At 33.2% G+C, this 17,581-nt stretch carries 15 protein-coding genes; 10 read left to right on the plus strand and 5 right to left on the minus strand.

Annotation, left to right across the window (positions count from 1 at the left end; genetic code table 11):
- The first annotated feature begins 10 nt into the window (after positions 1-10).
- The 4 genes from AAGU07_RS05615 to AAGU07_RS05630 are packed head-to-tail and all read left to right on the plus strand — an operon-like array spanning position 11 to position 2,025.
- Entirely contained in the window at positions 11-709 is a 699-nt protein-coding gene (locus AAGU07_RS05615; protein WP_342458164.1) for a metal-dependent hydrolase, read from the plus strand.
- A 4-nt stretch (positions 710-713) separates the two neighbouring features.
- Complete coding sequence (locus AAGU07_RS05620; RefSeq protein WP_342458165.1) at positions 714-1,334, plus strand: Era-like GTP-binding protein; 621 nt, start codon at positions 714-716, stop codon at positions 1,332-1,334.
- Positions 1,335-1,367: 33 nt separating this feature from the next.
- Positions 1,368-1,736 carry a DUF2073 domain-containing protein gene (locus AAGU07_RS05625; RefSeq protein ID WP_342458166.1) on the plus strand — a complete coding sequence of 123 codons (369 nt, stop codon included), beginning with the start codon at positions 1,368-1,370 and terminating at the stop codon, positions 1,734-1,736.
- The gene (locus AAGU07_RS05630; RefSeq protein WP_342458167.1) at positions 1,720-2,025 is read left to right on the plus strand and encodes a Zn-ribbon containing protein; all 306 of its coding nucleotides are present in this window, start codon (positions 1,720-1,722) and stop codon (positions 2,023-2,025) included. Before AAGU07_RS05625 ends, AAGU07_RS05630 begins: the two co-directional genes overlap by 17 nt.
- A 190-nt stretch (positions 2,026-2,215) precedes the next feature.
- On the opposite strand, the gene rqcH is transcribed toward AAGU07_RS05630, so the two are convergent.
- The gene (gene rqcH / locus AAGU07_RS05635) at positions 2,216-4,192 is read right to left on the minus strand and encodes a ribosome rescue protein RqcH (RefSeq protein ID WP_342458168.1); all 1,977 of its coding nucleotides are present in this window, start codon (positions 4,190-4,192) and stop codon (positions 2,216-2,218) included.
- 600 nt (positions 4,193-4,792) lie between these two features.
- On the opposite strand from rqcH, the gene AAGU07_RS05640 reads away from it, so the two are divergent.
- Positions 4,793-5,065 (plus strand): hypothetical protein, encoded by a 273-nt coding sequence (locus AAGU07_RS05640; protein ID WP_342458169.1) that lies wholly within the window; start codon positions 4,793-4,795, stop codon positions 5,063-5,065.
- Between the two features lie 48 nt (positions 5,066-5,113).
- Here the strand turns inward: AAGU07_RS05640 and AAGU07_RS05645 are convergent, their stop codons facing one another.
- Complete coding sequence (locus AAGU07_RS05645; RefSeq protein ID WP_342458170.1) at positions 5,114-6,943, minus strand: DUF2070 family protein; 1,830 nt, start codon at positions 6,941-6,943, stop codon at positions 5,114-5,116.
- A gap of 223 nt (positions 6,944-7,166) precedes the next feature.
- On the opposite strand from AAGU07_RS05645, the gene AAGU07_RS05650 reads away from it, so the two are divergent.
- The 4 genes from AAGU07_RS05650 (at position 7,167) to AAGU07_RS05665 (ending at position 11,086) form a co-directional block, all read left to right on the plus strand.
- A complete protein-coding gene (locus tag AAGU07_RS05650) occupies positions 7,167-7,727 on the plus strand; it encodes a FumA C-terminus/TtdB family hydratase beta subunit (RefSeq protein WP_342458171.1) in 561 nt (186 codons plus the stop codon).
- 65 nt (positions 7,728-7,792) lie between these two features.
- The gene (locus tag AAGU07_RS05655; RefSeq protein ID WP_342458172.1) at positions 7,793-8,578 is read left to right on the plus strand and encodes a DUF6282 family protein; all 786 of its coding nucleotides are present in this window, start codon (positions 7,793-7,795) and stop codon (positions 8,576-8,578) included.
- A gap of 350 nt (positions 8,579-8,928) precedes the next feature.
- Positions 8,929-10,524, plus strand: a complete 1,596-nt coding sequence (locus AAGU07_RS05660) for a DASS family sodium-coupled anion symporter (protein ID WP_342458173.1) — start codon at positions 8,929-8,931, stop codon at positions 10,522-10,524.
- Between the two features lie 115 nt (positions 10,525-10,639).
- The gene (locus tag AAGU07_RS05665) at positions 10,640-11,086 is read left to right on the plus strand and encodes a universal stress protein (protein WP_342458174.1); all 447 of its coding nucleotides are present in this window, start codon (positions 10,640-10,642) and stop codon (positions 11,084-11,086) included.
- Between the two features lie 66 nt (positions 11,087-11,152).
- Here AAGU07_RS05665 and AAGU07_RS05670 read toward each other — a convergent pair whose 3' ends face one another.
- The 3 genes from AAGU07_RS05670 to aksF all read right to left on the minus strand — a co-directional run bounded on the left by AAGU07_RS05670 (position 11,153) and on the right by aksF (position 15,666).
- Entirely contained in the window at positions 11,153-12,643 is a 1,491-nt protein-coding gene (locus AAGU07_RS05670) for a PAS domain-containing protein (RefSeq protein ID WP_342459346.1), read from the minus strand.
- A 366-nt stretch (positions 12,644-13,009) separates the two neighbouring features.
- On the minus strand, positions 13,010-14,107 hold the full coding sequence (gene fbp / locus AAGU07_RS05675; protein WP_342458175.1) for a fructose-1,6-bisphosphate aldolase/phosphatase: 1,098 nt from the start codon (positions 14,105-14,107) through the stop codon (positions 13,010-13,012).
- A 563-nt stretch (positions 14,108-14,670) separates the two neighbouring features.
- Entirely contained in the window at positions 14,671-15,666 is a 996-nt protein-coding gene (gene aksF / locus AAGU07_RS05680) for a homoisocitrate dehydrogenase (protein WP_342458176.1), read from the minus strand.
- Between the two features lie 657 nt (positions 15,667-16,323).
- On the opposite strand from aksF, the gene AAGU07_RS05685 reads away from it, so the two are divergent.
- Entirely contained in the window at positions 16,324-17,322 is a 999-nt protein-coding gene (locus AAGU07_RS05685; protein WP_342458177.1) for a tetratricopeptide repeat protein, read from the plus strand.
- Positions 17,323-17,581: the final 259 nt, after the last annotated feature.

A 17,581-nucleotide genomic window follows, 5' to 3' on the forward strand; every position in this document is an offset into this window, starting at 1 on the left:
AGATGCATTAATGGAAATAAGATGGTTTGGACATTCTGCATTTGAAATAATATCAAAGGAAAATTTAAAGATATTAATAGACCCATTTATAAGCAATAACCCGACTTGTCCAGTTCCAGTTGAAGAAATAGAAGCAGATATAATATGTGTTACCCATGGGCACGGTGACCATTTTGGAGATACCATGGAAATAGCAAACAGAACTGGTGCAGTAGTAATTGGAAATCACGAGCATTCCTTATATCTTGCAAAACAGGGCTTTGAAGCTATAGGGATGAACATAGGAGGATCAGTTGAAATACACGGCATTAAAATAACTATGGTTAATGCAACCCATTCAGCTGATATGGACTTTATAGAAGAAATGGGTGTTGGGGGAAGCGCCTGCGGTTACATCATACAACTTGAGAACGGTAAAAGAATATACCATTCTGGTGATACAGGCGTTTTTGGAGATATGAAAGACGTGATAAAAGGTATTTATAATCCCCAAATTGCATTAATTCCAATTGGTGATAGATTCACCATGGGACTTTTGGAAGCTTCAATAGCTACGCAATGGATCGATCCATATGTTGTAATTCCAATGCACTACAATACATTTCCTGTAATTCAACAGGACCCTGAAGAGTTTGCAGATATGGTTGAATCAACAAACAAAAAAACGAAGGTTGTTATCCTTGAACCTGGCCAAATATATAAAGAGTGATAAGATGCCGAATATTTTCAGAAGATTCTTAAATAAATTGCTTGGAAAAGATAAGAAACTAAAAATAGGATTATATGGTCATCCTAATTCCGGGAAAACTACTTTAGCAAATACAATGACCAATGACTGGATAGGAAAGCCTCTGGGACTATCATCAGAGATTCCACACGAAACAAGAAAAGTTTACAGGCAAGAACACGTAAGTATAAAACATAAGGGAGTCGAACTTGATTTTGATATAATAGATACTCCAGGAATTGCAACAAAAATAGATTACAAGAATTTTTTACAGTTTGGCTTATCTGAGGCAGAAGCAAAAGAAAGGGCAAAAGAAGCAACTAAAGGCATAATAGAAGCTATCAAATGGTTAGATGATGTTACCGGCGTTATTTTAGTTGTAGACGCCACCAAAGATCCGCTTACACAGGCTAATATTACTATAATTGGAAATCTAGAGGCACGGAAAATCCCATTTGTAATCGTTGCAAATAAAATAGATCTTCCTGAAGCCACCCCTGAGCGTATAACATCAGTATTCCCTCAACATACAGTAGTGCCTATCTCTGCGCTTCACGGCGAAAATACTGAAAACCTTTATGAAGCAATGATTAAAAGGTTCCATTAATTTAAATATGAATTTCAAATTAGAGGTATCAAAATGAATGGTTTAAAAATGGATTTTTTATCCTCAGATGCGCTCTCAACTCATACCAGCATGGAAAAGATATCAATGATTGTTGAAAGGGTTAAAGGAGGAAATCTAGTAGTCATAGAAGGTGGACTAAGCCCTGAAGAAGAAGCCGAACTTATAGAAACCACCATGAGAGAAATTGACATCGAAAACTTCATGGGGATTGATATATACACCCTTGAAAAAGATAAGAAAGCTCTTTTTGGAATTTCAAAGAAGAAAACAGTTGGGCTTACTATAATTGGCCCTGCAAATATTATGAAAGACGTTAATAAACAGTCAAACTTCCTCTCTATGATAGCAAATCTTGGTGATTCTGGTGCATCTATGCATTAAATGCGGAGCTCTATTTAAAGGAAAACCAGAAGATATTCTTAAAGGATGCCCCCAATGCGGCAGCCATTTTTTTGAATATTATAAGGACGAAACAGAAACTGCAGAAAAAGAAAAACCTCAAGGAGAATCCATTGAAACCGTAATGGTCCATGACCATGGAATTTATGAATTAGATCTCCCTACGCTCTTAGAAGACGATTCTATAATTGTTTCAGATGAAGAAGGAATATATGTAGTTGATATTAACTTTTTATTTAAAAAAAAGATGGGTGAGAAGGACAATCTTTAAAAAATGATATTTGTCATATCCTTTTTTTTAAACTATTTAAATATTTCAAGCTTTAGAAGAAGTTCATAATTTTTAAATGAAAAATTAATTAATAGTAAATTTTTACTTAAAAATAACCCTTAACAAAAGATTATTTCCCCATCTTTTGGAAACTGTAAATTATTTTTAGTTTTATAAAAAAATATAAGGTTTACCTTCTTCTAAGATCCCTCTCATCAACAATATCTGCTTTTCCAGAAGGTAAAACCCTTACGAGATCATCCATAGTAACAATATGCTCTTGATCAAGTTTGTGCCTTATTTCCCTTGATAATGCTTCTTTTTTAGTATAACCTGGTTTTATAATTACATAATTATCTGTATATTTCTTTACAGCGTCTAAAGGGCCTGCCATCAGTCTTTCACCTTCATAATCAACGACTCCAACTGCTATTAAAAGTGTTGCTGCCCTTACGTAATTTCTAGTCCCCCTAATTATAAATGCGCCCTTTTTAACAAATTCACCAGATTGAGGGGTCTTTGAAACCTGGTCTGGACGGACCCAGTACACATCCTGCGATCCAAATCCTTTTGTCCATGCACTTGAAAATGATGCTGCAAATGAAGCTGCTTCATCTATGGTTGTCTCAGGTATTTCTTTGCCCTGGCTTTTTATTATAACAGATGGTGCTCCATGGATATCTGAGTGGAAATAGATGTCGTTGTTTTCCATATATTTTTTTACCACTATTTCGTTGGAGTTTGCGTCTCTTCCCCCAATCACTAAAAATCCGTCTGAAGAAAGGAACCACCGCAGCTTTTCAAACCATTTAAGCTCTTTTTTTACCCTTTTTTGAGGTAAAGTAACCCTTTCCATTTCTATTTCTTTTTTATTTTTTGCCTTTTCAATCTCTTTTTTTGTCTTTTCAATTGCAATATTAACCCCGCTTATTTTTCGCTTGGCCTTTTTAGCCTTTTCATAATAAACTTCAGCGTTTTCAGGGATTTCAACTTTGGCATCTATATTTATAACTTCATCCTCAATTTTTAGGGTAAGATTTCCAAGTTTATCCAGAGATTCAATTATATCTGCACCTGCTAAACCCTGTTTTCGGGCGGTTTTAAGTTTTGAAGCTATTTCATTCCAGGAATACTTTTCCCTTGCATCTTTTATAATATCAAGGATGCTTTGAATTTTCCCATAATTAGCATATAATAAATCCCCTCTCTTTTTGGAAACCTTAATTGTTTTATGGAATTTATCTAAAGTTTCTTCCTGTATCTTCAGCCGTTTCTCAAACTTCTTGACTTCAGCCCCCCATACATCTTCATATTCGTTCTTAATGGTTTCCCTTACTTCACTGCTGAAGAATTCGTCTGCTGCCTCACTGTATGTTTCAAATGTTTCTTTTTTGTAATTTTCATAAATTTTAAGGTCAAGAGGCAGCACATCTTCCTTTCCATCAGACACTATTTGTGGGTGGAAGTTAGATGTTCGGAGTGGTTCAAAAAGTTCATATATCGTGTTATAAATTGAATCCAAGTCACTGCTTGAAATTTCTGCAGCAGGTAAATCCTTTTGAACATTAGATCTGAGCAGTATTTCTTCAGAATAGATACCGCCTAATCCACTTCTTGCAAGAGTTCTTATAACATCAGAGTCCGAATTTCTAAATACATCCTCCAGTTCTTCTTTCTTGACTTCTAAAGGATTTATACCTCGTTTTGGGGGGTATTTGTACTCTTCTTTAGATGATATTTTCCTATCGCTCCACAGTTTACGTTTAAGTGGTAAAATAATCTTTCCTTCTTCATCAAGGAGTATTATGTTACCTTTAGCAAACAGCTCAATTATTAAAGTAAATTTCTTCTCTTTAGCTACATGCAGTTCTACAATTCTATCAAAATTGTACTGCCTTATATCTTCCACTGTGGCCCCTTTGATATATTTCCGAAGGAGCATTGGAAAATTCGGAGGTATTTGGGGGTTAGGTAATGGATACTGAGTCATGTGCATTCTTCTTCCTGCCTGGAAGACTATATCAACCCTCCCTTTACCCGCCACGTGAAATCTTATTAAAACAGTGTCCTTTGTGGGTTGATATGCCTTATCAACTCTTGCACCTTTTAATAAGTCTCTTAATTCATGACAAACAGCGTAAACATCTACATTAGACATATTTTTCATTTTATCACACCTCAAAAAAATTTTCTATTTTTTTGGGTTCAGGAAATCTCGAAAGAGGTTTCCTTCAACCTTGAACTATATTTGATTTTGGTAGAGGAAAATCTGTTATGATTCTTTGATTTTCTTCACCTATTAAGCATTAATTATACTATAAAAATAATAAACAAATCAAATCATCGATATATTATTAATATATAACCTACATAATACAATACACTTATGATCTGAGTGTATTGCAAAATAATTCTATTTATTTATGTAAATGAATTAAATTAAAAAGTTTATTTATAATAAATAAGTTAAATTAAATACACAAAAAACCTATTTCTGCAATACCAAACGTAAATTATTAAAGACATAAAAAAAATTCAAATTTATGCAAATTCATAAAATGTAGTTTTGAAAATTTGTAACAAATAAAACATTTATTAGTAACCCCACCAAACTATATAAAGAATTTTCTAATTAAATACTTTATGTATATTTGTTAGAGCATTGATTAAAATTCGCCGCTTAACAAATTAATGAATTTACGAGGATAAATAATCTAAATAATAAAATATTATGTTGATTAGAAAAGAATATTAGAGGAGGAAAAACATGGACACAGATGGAAAAGTAGCTTCCATTCACACAGTTGGAGGAATAATAGCAGGTTACCTCTCATATATATTAAGTAGCGGAGTAATATTTAAAAATGAAGCGATAGCAGTTATAGCAGCTTTAATTATCCTTTATGCATTAGGTCAGCTCTCAGAAAGACTATTTGGGAAAGAAGAGGTTAATGGGCTCAAAGGATGGCTGTGGAGCGGTATAGTTCCTTTCTTCTTTATATGGATCATGGTATGGGTTATATTCGCAAACCTCCAGTAAATAATAAAAAAATTTCTTTTTTTATTTAATTCTTTATTTATTTTTGCACTAAATACCAAAGGTTCCATAGAATATCCATATAAATACAAACAGTAAAGCCAGTAAAAATACCAGCGGCGCAAATATCCTGCTTACAGCTACAATAGAACTGATGGTGGTTACAAGTTCAGTAGCATTTAATGGACCAAATGTTTTAATATCTTTAATATTGGCCACTTTACAGCCTACTGAAACATCTTCCAGGTCATTTAAAGCTTCTTTTGTACACTTCAAAATAGCACCTATTATTTCATCCTGCATCTTGGTACCTACAGGATTATGGCCTCCAGACATTGTATTTACGAAATGAGTATCTGTGGTCATTACTTCTGCATAATCTAACCCTAATGTTTTAACTTTTTCCAGTATAACATCTCTAAATCCAATGACCATGTTATTCGAATCTAAAAGTATGTATGCTGTTTTTTGAGCTCCAACTTCGATAACCATCACTTTTACTCCGCTCTGGCCAACACCATCTTCTTTAGATACGCTGTCTAATGGATCACTACTGCAGCCGACTTTAATTCCATTTTCCTGCTCTGGAGATTTAAGTTTTTCAACTGCCCCCATAAGCTCGAAAACTTCCTTGTTACCAGGTAAAACCCTTCCTCCTTCGCCTTTAAAGCTGTTGTGGCAATCGACCAGTACGACATTCTGGGCCTCACATGAAGCTTTTGCAAGATTCATAAGAGCAAGACCAACACCAAAATCTATATCATCAAATCCATCAGGTGCAAATGTAGCAAGCATCAATAAATCCTTACCAAAATACTGTGCACCAATTACTGCACCTTCATTTTCAACTCTAAAGAATTTACTAGCACTTTTAGAGTAATCCATATCTTCCAAAGCCTCTTTAACAACTTTTTCTATTTTATTTATTTCTTTTGAAGCTACTGGATTAAAATCATGGGTAGAAGGCCCGTGTGATACCATTGTAAATGTATCAAATTTATTTGAAAGTATGGTAGGCATGTTTCCACCCCCAATATTTCCAAGCGGGCCCGGATGAACACATGGAGATAAAAAAATTGCTTTAACACCATTTTTACCTTTAAAACTAAAAATTCCAGTTAAGGTATCGATGGGTTCACCTATATCTTCAAAGAGTGTTTCCATAGCTGGAGAGCCTTCTGTAATATGAGCTAGAGCAAGACTTAAAAGTTCTAAACCACCTACCCCTAAATTCTTCCTCATAGGAGATTCTATAACTGTTACAAATGAATAAATTGCAATGACAAGTATTACCGAGGCTATTACTATCTTTACAACGATGGCTATTATGCTAAAGTCACCCATGTTGGTAGTTACACTTGTTAAGAAAGATATAACCACCAGCATACTCAGTATAAGTGCTGGCTGAACTACAGATATAATAACTGATTTTAGAAGACTTATATTAGATGTGCCCCATATTACAAGGGTTCTAAAAGCAAATGCAATTACACAACCAAATATTAAAGCATTTAAAACGTAATTATTCACAGTGAATACCGATACAACACTCCCAATTAGGTATATAACTCCAACTATCATCATGGAAGCAAGGGCAAGAAACATGGACTGCTTCATTTTCATGTGTCTACCTTTAAAGGAATTTACCATAGGTTGAGTTAAACCTCCACCCATTATAGACATCAAACCAAAAACTAAAAAGCCCGTTGAACCACCATAAATAATACTGTAAAGTATAGAGTCATTTTGTGATGGTGCCAATAAAAAAGAGATGCACCCTATAATGAAACTTAAAAACACCATACTAAAGAGAGAAATTCTGGTTGGTGGAAGTGTCATAATATATTTTGTAAGACTTACAAGTTTATTTTCACTGGACATAATCAACCTCAAAAATCTAATTTTATTCAAGATAGTAAATAGCTATTATACCTATTTACATAGATAACATTATCGTTTCAAAAAGTAAATTAAGTTGAAAAAAAATACTATTTTGGAAATTTATAACAAAAGATAGAACTATACTAATATTAAGTGTATAAAAATACAGAATATTAATTCTAAATAGAAAAAATGAATATTAAAAGACTATATAGGTGAATGTATGAATGTAAAACTTAAAACACCTCTTTCAAAAGAAGATACAAAGCAATTGAAAGTGGGAGATATTATATACATATCTGGTACCATTTACACTGCAAGGGATAGGGCCCACCAAAGAATATTAAAAGAAGGCTCACCTGTAAACCTAGACGGAGCAGTTATTTTCCATGCAGGCCCTATAATAAAAACCATAGAATCAGCAGAAGGTGTAGATTATAAAATTGTCGCTGTAGGTCCTACAACAAGCATGCGGATGAACCCTTACCAGCCAGATGTTTTAAAATTAGGAATAAGTGCCATAATAGGAAAAGGCGGTATGGACAGTGAAACTGCAGATGCGCTTGTGGAAAATGATGCCGTATACCTGGCAGCAGTGGGCGGATGTGCTGCATTATATGTTAAATCTATTAACAAGGTAAAAGGAGTTAACTGGATTGACCTAGGAATCCCTGAAGCCATATGGGAACTTGAAGTTAAAGATTTTGGCCCGCTAATTGTAGCAATGGATTCAGCTGGAAACAATCTTTATGAAGAAGTAAGGAAGAAAGTAAATACCTCATAATCATTTATTAAAGTACAGCTATTTAAAACCTATTTAATTACTTATTAATTTTTAAAACGATTTTTATGGAAAATTTAAAAGATAAATGCACTCTTGAAGGTTTTATAGACACCCACATCCATACTTCCCCTGACATTAAACCAAGGATATTAAATGATATTGAAGCTGCATATGGGGCAAAGCAGGAGAAAATGGGGGCAATTGTAATAAAATCCCATGTTGAATCAACTGCAGGGAGAGCTTATATTGCAGAAAAAATATCAGGATTTAAAGTAATTGGAGGAATATGTTTAAATCTAAGTGTGGGTGGGCTAAATCCAGATGCTGTTAAAGTTACCGCTGAACTTGGTGGTAAAATAGTATGGTTTCCAACTATCTCTGCTTCAGATATCTCAATAACTTATGAAAACATAGAAAACATTCTGAATATTATTGCAGAAAAAGAACTAGTTTTAGCCACAGGCCATCTAAAGCCAGAAGACATATTTTTACTCCTCGACTATGCAAAAAGTCTGAAAATTAAAAAAATAGTCATCAATCATCCATTAACGGGAGTGGTAGGTGCAACTGTAGCTGAACAAAAAGAAATGTCCAAATATGCTTATCTTGAACACTGTTTCGTTGCATGCATGGAAAAGCATGACAATTTAGATCCAAATGTAATTGCAAATGCAATTAAAGAAGTAGGACCTGAAAGATGTATAATGGCTACAGATTTTGGGCAAGCCCATAATCCTGTGCCTGTTGAAGGGATGAAAATGTTTATAAATTCCATGATTAAACGTGGGATTAAAGATAAATACATAAAAAAAATGTGCGTCCAAAACCCTTCTAAACTGTTTTTAGACTGAAAGATGCATTTATTTAAATATAAACTCATTTCTTAAATAATTCCCTATTTTAAATAGTCTACCCTCAAAATTACATATCAAAAAAATAAGCTATTTTTAAATTAATTAAAAAATTCATAACATCCTTTGATTCAAATTAGTCTGATTTTAACATATGCCCCCAGTACCTCCTAATTTTTGTATTATAATTTGAATATTAATATATGCAGTTTTTAAAAAACTTAATAATATACATGATTAATCATTATGAAATATGTTTATATCATGCAACACCAGTAAGTTATCTGTTAAAAATGGAGGAGGTTGAAGGAAACCCCTAAGAGGTTTCCTGAACCTTTCGAAAATCATTTATGATTTTCGAAGGCCTGTGGAAACTGTCAAATCTTCGATTTGACGCATCGAAAATTTTCAATTTTCGAATGCTGCGTTTCCTCGGCCTCGAATGCGAAGCACTCGAAAACCGGGGGTTTTTGCATGCGTCAAACACATTGTGTTTGACAGTTTTCGAGGGCTATGTGTTCGACGGCCCTAAAAATATAAAATTTTTCGGAGGAATCAAAACGAATATAAATTTAAAGGTTTTAGGATTTCCTTTGGCTATACTTCTCTTTATAGTCATGATGCTTATTCCTACACCCGGTTTAAGTTATGCAGGACATGCAGCGCTTGCACTCTTGATTTTTGCCATAATTATGTGGGTCACTGAAGCCTTACATTTAGCCGTGACATCGTTACTACTGCTTTTTGTTCAGCCATTAATTGGTGTTGCTGATTTTAACAGTGCCGTTATCGGTTTTGCAAACGGTATTATCTTCCTGATGATTGGAGGATTTATTATAGCAGAAGCTATACGTAAAAGTGGACTTGCACAGCGCTTTACATTTACACTGCTTAACAGATTAGGTACTACTCCAGATAGAAGTCTTTTTGTGGTTATTTTCTCAACTGGAATTCTTTCAGCGTTTATTGAGAATGTAGTAGCATATGCAATGCTACTTCCAATTATAAAAGAAATTATACCTCTTATGGGTGTAAATGACCCTGAAAAAGGCGGCAGTAATTTTGCCAAAGCCATGGTTATCGGAGGATCCTTCGGTTCACTGGCAGGTGGATTCGGTACAGAAATAGGAACTGCACCCAACCTGATGGCCGCAGCTTACACTCACATCCCCTTTGTAAATTGGATGATCTTCGGATTCCCACTTGCAATAATACTCCTGTTTATAATCTGGAAATGGTTAGGCTTCATATACAAACCAGAAGTCAAAGGTATAATAGGTGGAATGGACACTATTAATGCTAAAATGGCAGAATTAGGTCCTATGAGCCGAATGGAAAAATTCACTCTCGGAATATTATTGTTCACCATATTATTATGGGTTACAACAAACTACACTGGAATAAACAGTTATTCAGTTGCTTTAATCGGTGCAGTACTCCTATTTGCATTTAGAGTAATTGACTGGCAGGACGCACAAACTGGTGTTGATTGGGGCCTCATAATATTTTTTGGAGGAGCATTATCCTTAGGAGCAGCACTGCTAAACACAGGAGCGGCAAACTGGCTAGTACAACTCATAATAAGTTTAATGGGAAGCAACGCATCAACACTACTCATCATGATCGTGCTCATGATCATAGCAGTTACAATAACTCAGGTAATGTCTAACATTGCATTATCCGCGATTTTGATACCAATAGCAGTAACTTTAGCACAGGCACAGGGACAACCAATTGGAATTTACGCAGTACCAGTAGCAATAGCATGCAGTTTATCATTCATGTTACCAATGGCAGACCCAACAGTAGCAATGGCATACGGAACCAAGTATATTAACATCAAAGAGATTTTCAAAACAGGAGTACCCCTGGTTATAATCGGGATTATCTTGACCATACTTGTAATGCTGTCACCATTAGCTGCACCAGCCCTAGGAAGAGTCTAAAACACGGCATAATTTGTAGTATTTAAAAATTCTACAATTTTATTTTTTATTTTTAAATATTTAAGAATTAGTTTATGTATTTAAGAGCATGATAATTAAAACGGAGGAAAAAATCATGTATAAAAAAATATTGTTAGCTACAGATAACTCCAAGCAAGCAGAAAAAGCCGGAGAACACGCTATTTCAATGGCAGGTTCAAAGGGTGCAGATATCATTGTTTTATACGTAATCGATGCGTACTACAAATATGCACTTCCACAAAAAGATTTAAGGGAACAATTAGATGAACAGCTACGTGAAGAAGGAAAAGAAGCTGTTGAGAAATTTAAATATAAAATAGAAGAAGAACAATGTGCAGGTAACTGTAAAAATATTAACCTTATCACTATGCTTAAAGAAGGTAAACCCGCCGATGTTATACTTAAAACTGCAGAGGAAGAAAATGTAGACCAGATAGTGATGGGAAAGTCTGGTAAACATGGGATAGAAAAATTCCTTCTTGGAAGTACAGCTGAAAACGTGGTCCGAGGCTCAAAAGTTCCAGTTAATGTCATATCTTAAGTTAAAAAAACAGATCATGAGTAATAACTTTCTTTTTTAATTTTACAAAAATTTTTTAATTAACATTCACTTTATTTTAAGTGTATTTTTATCTTTTTTCAACTCTTTACGCTCAGTTATATCTCTCCAATAAATAGATATTCCCTCAGCAGATGGATAAACACTGAAATCAAACCATTCTCCAGTTTTATACATGCTTGGCGCTTCAAAATGTTGAATTTCGTTAGTTTCCATTGTTCTGCGGAATGTTTCCTCACATCTGGTTTTTACAAGTTCCGGAAATCTTTCCCACAGATTTTGTCCAATAAGATCATCTGCATCGACGCCGAAATATTCAGCTGCGCATTTGTTTACATAAATAAAATTCCAGTAGTGATTTAATGCAATGAAATTATCCTGAATGCTGTCTAAAATTTCAGTTATTTGACGCTTGCTATTAATGAGGCTTTCTTCGGCATGTTTACGTTCAGTATCATCAAACATATAACCTTTAACCTGAATTAACTCATCTAAATCGTTGAAAATACCAACAACGTTAGCAACAACATGGATTCTCATACCATCAGATCTTCTCTGCCAGCTTTGATAACCCAGTATCTTACGCTCCTTTTTCAGGCGAGTAACCATATAAGGCCAGTCAAATGGGTTAGATTCAAGAATATTCCATTCAAGAGCCATATCACAGCCATCAAATCCATAAATTTCTGCAAAAGCAGGGTTACACTCAAGAATTTCACCTTCAGGAGTTGCAATAAAATCCCCAGTTAAGTCCTCATCAAAAAGGAGCCTGTATTTCTCTTCGCTCTCTTTAAGGGACTCTTCAGCCCGTTTACGTTTAGTATCATCAAACACATAACCTTTAACCTGAACCAATTCATCTGAATCATCAAAAATACCGATAACATTTGCAACAACATGAATTTGTATTCCATCTGGCCGCTTATGCCAGCTTTGATGATCGTAGATTTTATATTCTATTTTTAATGAGGTGATCAAATTAATCCAATCATCACGGTTGAAATCGCAAATATTTGATTTGACAGCTTTTTCACAGTTATCGAAGCCGTAAATTTCTGCAAAAGCAGGGTTACAATCAATAATTTGACCACAAGTAGTTGCAATAAAATCCCCAGTTAAATCATCTTCAAACCAACGCTTGTATTTATCTTCACTTTTAAGAGGTTCTTCATTTTTACTTGCAGTTATGTCTTGAATCTGGACTAAGTAACCAGCGTTAATAGCAGCAATGTTCCATTCAATAAAAATAGTTTTGGACTTTTTAACAATATCATGGTAGCTATCTCCACTATTTTGAAAATTTAGAGGAGTTTGGAATTTAATTAATCCTTTTTTAAGTAATTCGTCCTTTTTTGAAGCAACATAAGATTTATTAAATAAATTAAGTTTCGCACAATCTTTTAATGAGGAAGCTCCAGTAATTTTTAATGCTGATGGGTTAGCATCAATTAACCTACCTTCTTTACTGTAAAAAAGAATTCCCATAGGAGATTTATCAAATATCTCTTTGAAATTATCGTAAGTGAGTTTTACTTTTATCCCTCCTCATGCCCAGATTATTAGATTGATTTTATACTATTTTATAGTTTCTTATAGTAAATGATCAAATATTTTTGACGCTATTTAATAAGATAATTTGTTTATAGTGCTTTCGAAAATACGATTCTCGAATACCTAAAATTTGTAAGTTTAAACAGTTACGTCACTGTAAAATAAGTTATGTTTAATTTAATAATTAGATTAGAATACATCCAAATTTTTAATCAAATAAACTATCAAATATAAATAAAAATTAGACTATTAACTAGCGCGTCAGGGAAATGTAAATTAAGAACTAAACAAACATTATTTAAAAAGAATTCAATTAAGCTAAAATAAAAATTAAAAAAGAATTGAGAATTTAAATTAATCCATATCCTCAAATCTGCCTTCTAATTTTTCCATTACACCAGGAAGACTTGTGTATTCCATTTCATCTGCAGGTAACCTGTGTGGTTCAAATGGACCGTGCCTTCTCATGTAATCTGCTATTTCTGCTGCCTGTTTCCTTGCAGGGTCGTATGCAGGATCATCGAACATATCAGCAGGCCCTACCAGTTCACCATCTGCAATTTGGAATCCAAGAGCCATAACTCGTGGAGGTCCGTCAAATCTTACAGGGTAAGCATTTTTCTGTCCTACAGGCATTAATGGGCCGTTGTGTGAACCTCTCATCCATCCACCGACTAAGTGTGGGAATGCAAATGGTTCTACAACTTCTCCAGCAGCAGGGAATCCTGATTGTGACCTTACAATTGCAACTGGGTCGTCTTTACCAACATATGATCCAGCCATTAAGTTTAATCTTTCTGTACTTATTGCAGCTGCTATTTCATTGTCGTCTTTTCTTATAACACGTTTTATTACGTATCTGCTTATTGATCCAAGAAGTGCGAGTGCATCGTACATTTCTTCAGGACAGTTCATTATAACTTTTTTGTGTTCCATTACATCGAATATTTCAAATTTGTATCCGTTGTGTAATGAAGGGTCTATTACAAGTCCAGCTGTGTTAAAAGGGTCTGCAAACATTCTAAAAATAGGTAAGTTAAATGCACCAGGTTCTGTTTTATCGCAACAGAAAACAACTACAGGGTCACTTGGCCTTTCTTTAAATTCCATCTCTGCTACACCAGGGCCCATTCCTTTGATGTTTCCTGAGAATGTGTCTGAGAGAAGGTCTTGACCTGCACCGTAAAGTTTTAAATCTTTTGCGATTGCAGTTGCTTCCATAAATGCATTAAATGCTAATTCATGGATTTCTTTGTTTTCTTCACCCTGTTTGTGGGTCATTATAAGTTCTGTGTCGTCCCCACAGTTGGTTACATAATAGTCTGTAAGAAGTTCTTCTTCTTTTGCCTTTGCAAGGATTTCTTCACATTTTGCAAGTAATGCAGGGTGAGCTATTCCGTGTCCTGCAACACTTCCAACGTCTGCTTTAATTACGCTAATTGTAGTTTTCATACAAAAATTCCTCCAATTATTATAAAAATTTTTTTTAAACATTGAGGAAAATGCAACGCATTCGAAAACCGGAGGTTTTCGATGCATGCAAAATTCATAGAATTTTGCTGTTACGAAATAAAAATATAGAAAATGCTATACATTTTCTATCTCACGAAAATCTACGATTTTCGATGATTTCGTAAACGTCAAAATTTTCAATTTTGACAACATTTTCTGAACCCAAAAATCTTTGATTTTTAAGGTTGTAAAAAACTGATTAAAGGTGGATTCAGTTATTTCAAATGAACAGTTTAAAGTTCAAAAATATTAAAAACATTGATACCGTTTATATCACCCTTAACTCTATAAAAAATATGATTCTGTATCAATATAAAACTTACTATGTCACTGTTTTCCTGAAATTTTCTAGAATTTTATTTAATATTAAATAGTCATGTTAGATATCTATTATGCTCATAAATTTATTATACTTAGTGATTTAATTAATTTACAGGTTAAATAAAATGATTTAATTAATAGCAGAAAGGATTCATAAAATTTAAGATTATATAACTAGAAAACTATTTAGATTCTATTTTACTTCTAACCTCAAGGGCCATTTCCATTGTGGTTGCATTGCCGCCGCAGTCACAAGTTACTATTTTACGTTCATATAGGACTTTCATCAATGCATTTTCAACTTTACGGGCCGCATCATGTTCTTTAAGATAATCAAGCATCATCACTGCAGACAATATCATTGCAGAAGGGTTTGCAATATTTTTTCCAGCAATATCCGGTGCCGATCCATGCACTGGTTCAAATAAGCCATTATTTTCCCCAATATTAGCTGATGGTATTAAACCAAGTCCCCCAACAAGTCCTGCACCTTCATCTGAGAGTATATCTCCATATAAGTTCGTTGTGACAATCACATCGAACATTTGAGGTTTTGTAATGAAAAACATTGCTGTAGCATCCACATAAAAGTCACTGGTTTCAATACCATCGTAACCTTCAGCGACATTATAAAAAGTATCTTTAAACAATCCATCTGTTTTTTTAAGTACATTTGCCTTGTGAACAGCGGTGACCCTGTTTCTTCCATTCTCTTTAGCATATTCGAAAGCAAATTTACAAATTCTCTCACTTGCTTTGGTCGTGATAATTCTTTTAGCCGTTGCACCATCTTCTGTTTCTTCTTCAATGCCAGAATAAAGGCCTTCTGTATTTTCTCTTACAATGATAAAATCAAGATCGTTGAAAATACTCTTCACACCAGGGTAAGATTTAACCGGTCTCAAATTAGCATAAAGATCTAATTCCTTTCGCAGTGTTATAATAGCACTTTTTTGGCTACGAATGGAGGTTACCGCTCCAAATAGGGAGGCGTCACAATCTTTTGCAATTTGAATTGTTTCATCAGGTATCGTGGTACCAGTTCGCCTGAAACACTCTTCTCCAGCGCGTGCTTTTTTATAATTGAACTTAATATCCAAAGCATCTAAAACCTGTAGTGTTGCATCCATAACTTCCTTTCCAATGCCATCCCCAGGTATAACTGCTATATCATACATTAACTCACCGAAATATCCTTTGTTGATAATATATATTTTTCTGTATAAAATATGCTTTTAATTTTATATCTAAAATTCATTTTTTAAAATGTTTTTGAATCTTAAAATAAGTCACATTCTCAATTAAATATTTTTAAGGTACTAAAATAGTTAATACCATTTCATATATATTTTACATAATTTAAATTATGTATATTCATTTAAAATAAAATTGTATTTATTTAATCCATTAAAATTAGGATAAAAAGTGGTCCGGCACCCTTTTAAAGCTTAAATATGGAATAGCTTAAGGGCACCATTGTATAGTATAACTTTAAAGAATATAAATTAAATGGCATTTGTGAAATATGTCACATTATTGTAGATAAAGACTATTTTAGATCAGATAAGTTATTCTATTTAAATAATTAAATTATTATTTTAAAAATAAGGGATAATTAAACATGTGATTCCATATAATAAGGACAATTAATCAATTGTTCATATTATTAATTACTTTTAGCAATTATTTTACAGAGATTATAAAGAAACTTTGTGCAAAATTATATTAATGTTAACTAGCATATAATAACCTACTTAAAACCATCCTTTGCGCATAATACTTTAACTAGAATATTTACATCAAAAATGAGGGTAAATTAAACAAGGTGTGATATAATGTGGGACATATTCCAATCCATTGGAAGCATTGCCAAAGTTAAGGAAAAAGGATCATTTAGAAACTACCAAAAAAAGCTTAAAGGATATCAAGAAAACGAAGCCACCATTTTAATTGATATGGGAGTATTATGTTTCGAGAATGAAAACTTTGACAAATCACTACAGTATCTTGAAAATGCTCGTCGAATATATTTTAATCTTGATGAAAAAGAAGCCGAAGCTTTCGTATCAGACATAATAGGAGATGTTTATCTTAGTAAAAGGGAGATAGATAAAGCTTTAACAGAGTACCAGAGATCATTTAGAAGGTATGCCTCAATAAAATCACCCATGAAAAATGAGATGTTTGAGAAAATAAAAGAAGTAGAAAATATAAAAGAAGCTATAGAGCTTGCAAGTGAAGATAAAATAAATGCCAAGATGGAAGAAGAGTCTAATTATGAGGATGTAGATGAAGAATTCATTGATAATACTCCTGAAGAAGAGGAGTGTATAAAAGAAACATACACATGTAAACTTAACTATGAAAAAATAGCTCCTAAAATAGAAAATCTTATGGGTATAATTAAAAAAAGATACGCAGTTAAAGAATACCTGGAAAATAGATATGAAATAAGTTATATTAGAAAATCCCTTATTGAGGCACATAAAGACCTAGAACATGAAAAAGAAGCAGTACTATTTTTAATAATGGGTAATTTTTTCCTTAAAGAGGAAAAAACATACAGTGCTATGCAAAATTTTAAAGATTCATTTAATCTATTTTATGAAATGGGAGATAATGAAGGAAAGGCATTTTCCCTTCTTTTTTTGGGGATAACATACTATGTATTAGGTAAAGAAGATAAAATATACAGTATATTTAAAGAAGCGATGAATATTCTTGAAGAATTAAAAGATATCGAAGGAAAATCAGCTGCAATAAATATTATAAATACATTATACAGCGAAGATATATGTTTAGATAACAAATATAGCAACACTGCTACTACCTAATTAAACTAATTAATTCCTTTAATTTCATATTATTTTTGATTTAGTCTTATAATTTATCTTTTTAGCTATTAATTTCTAAAATGTTATAAGAGGATACTACTTAACTATTTTATAAAAATAAATTTTTAATACAACTCATTCCATTAAATATATTCCAAATGAAAGACAAATAATATATAAAAACCATCCAAATGCCAATATTTGTTCTAAAATTGCAGTTATATTAAATTATAATCTGTAGGTTATGAATATCAAACAG

The sequence above is a fragment of the Methanobacterium sp. genome, from assembly GCF_038562635.1.
Lineage (GTDB): Archaea > Methanobacteriota > Methanobacteria > Methanobacteriales > Methanobacteriaceae > Methanobacterium_D.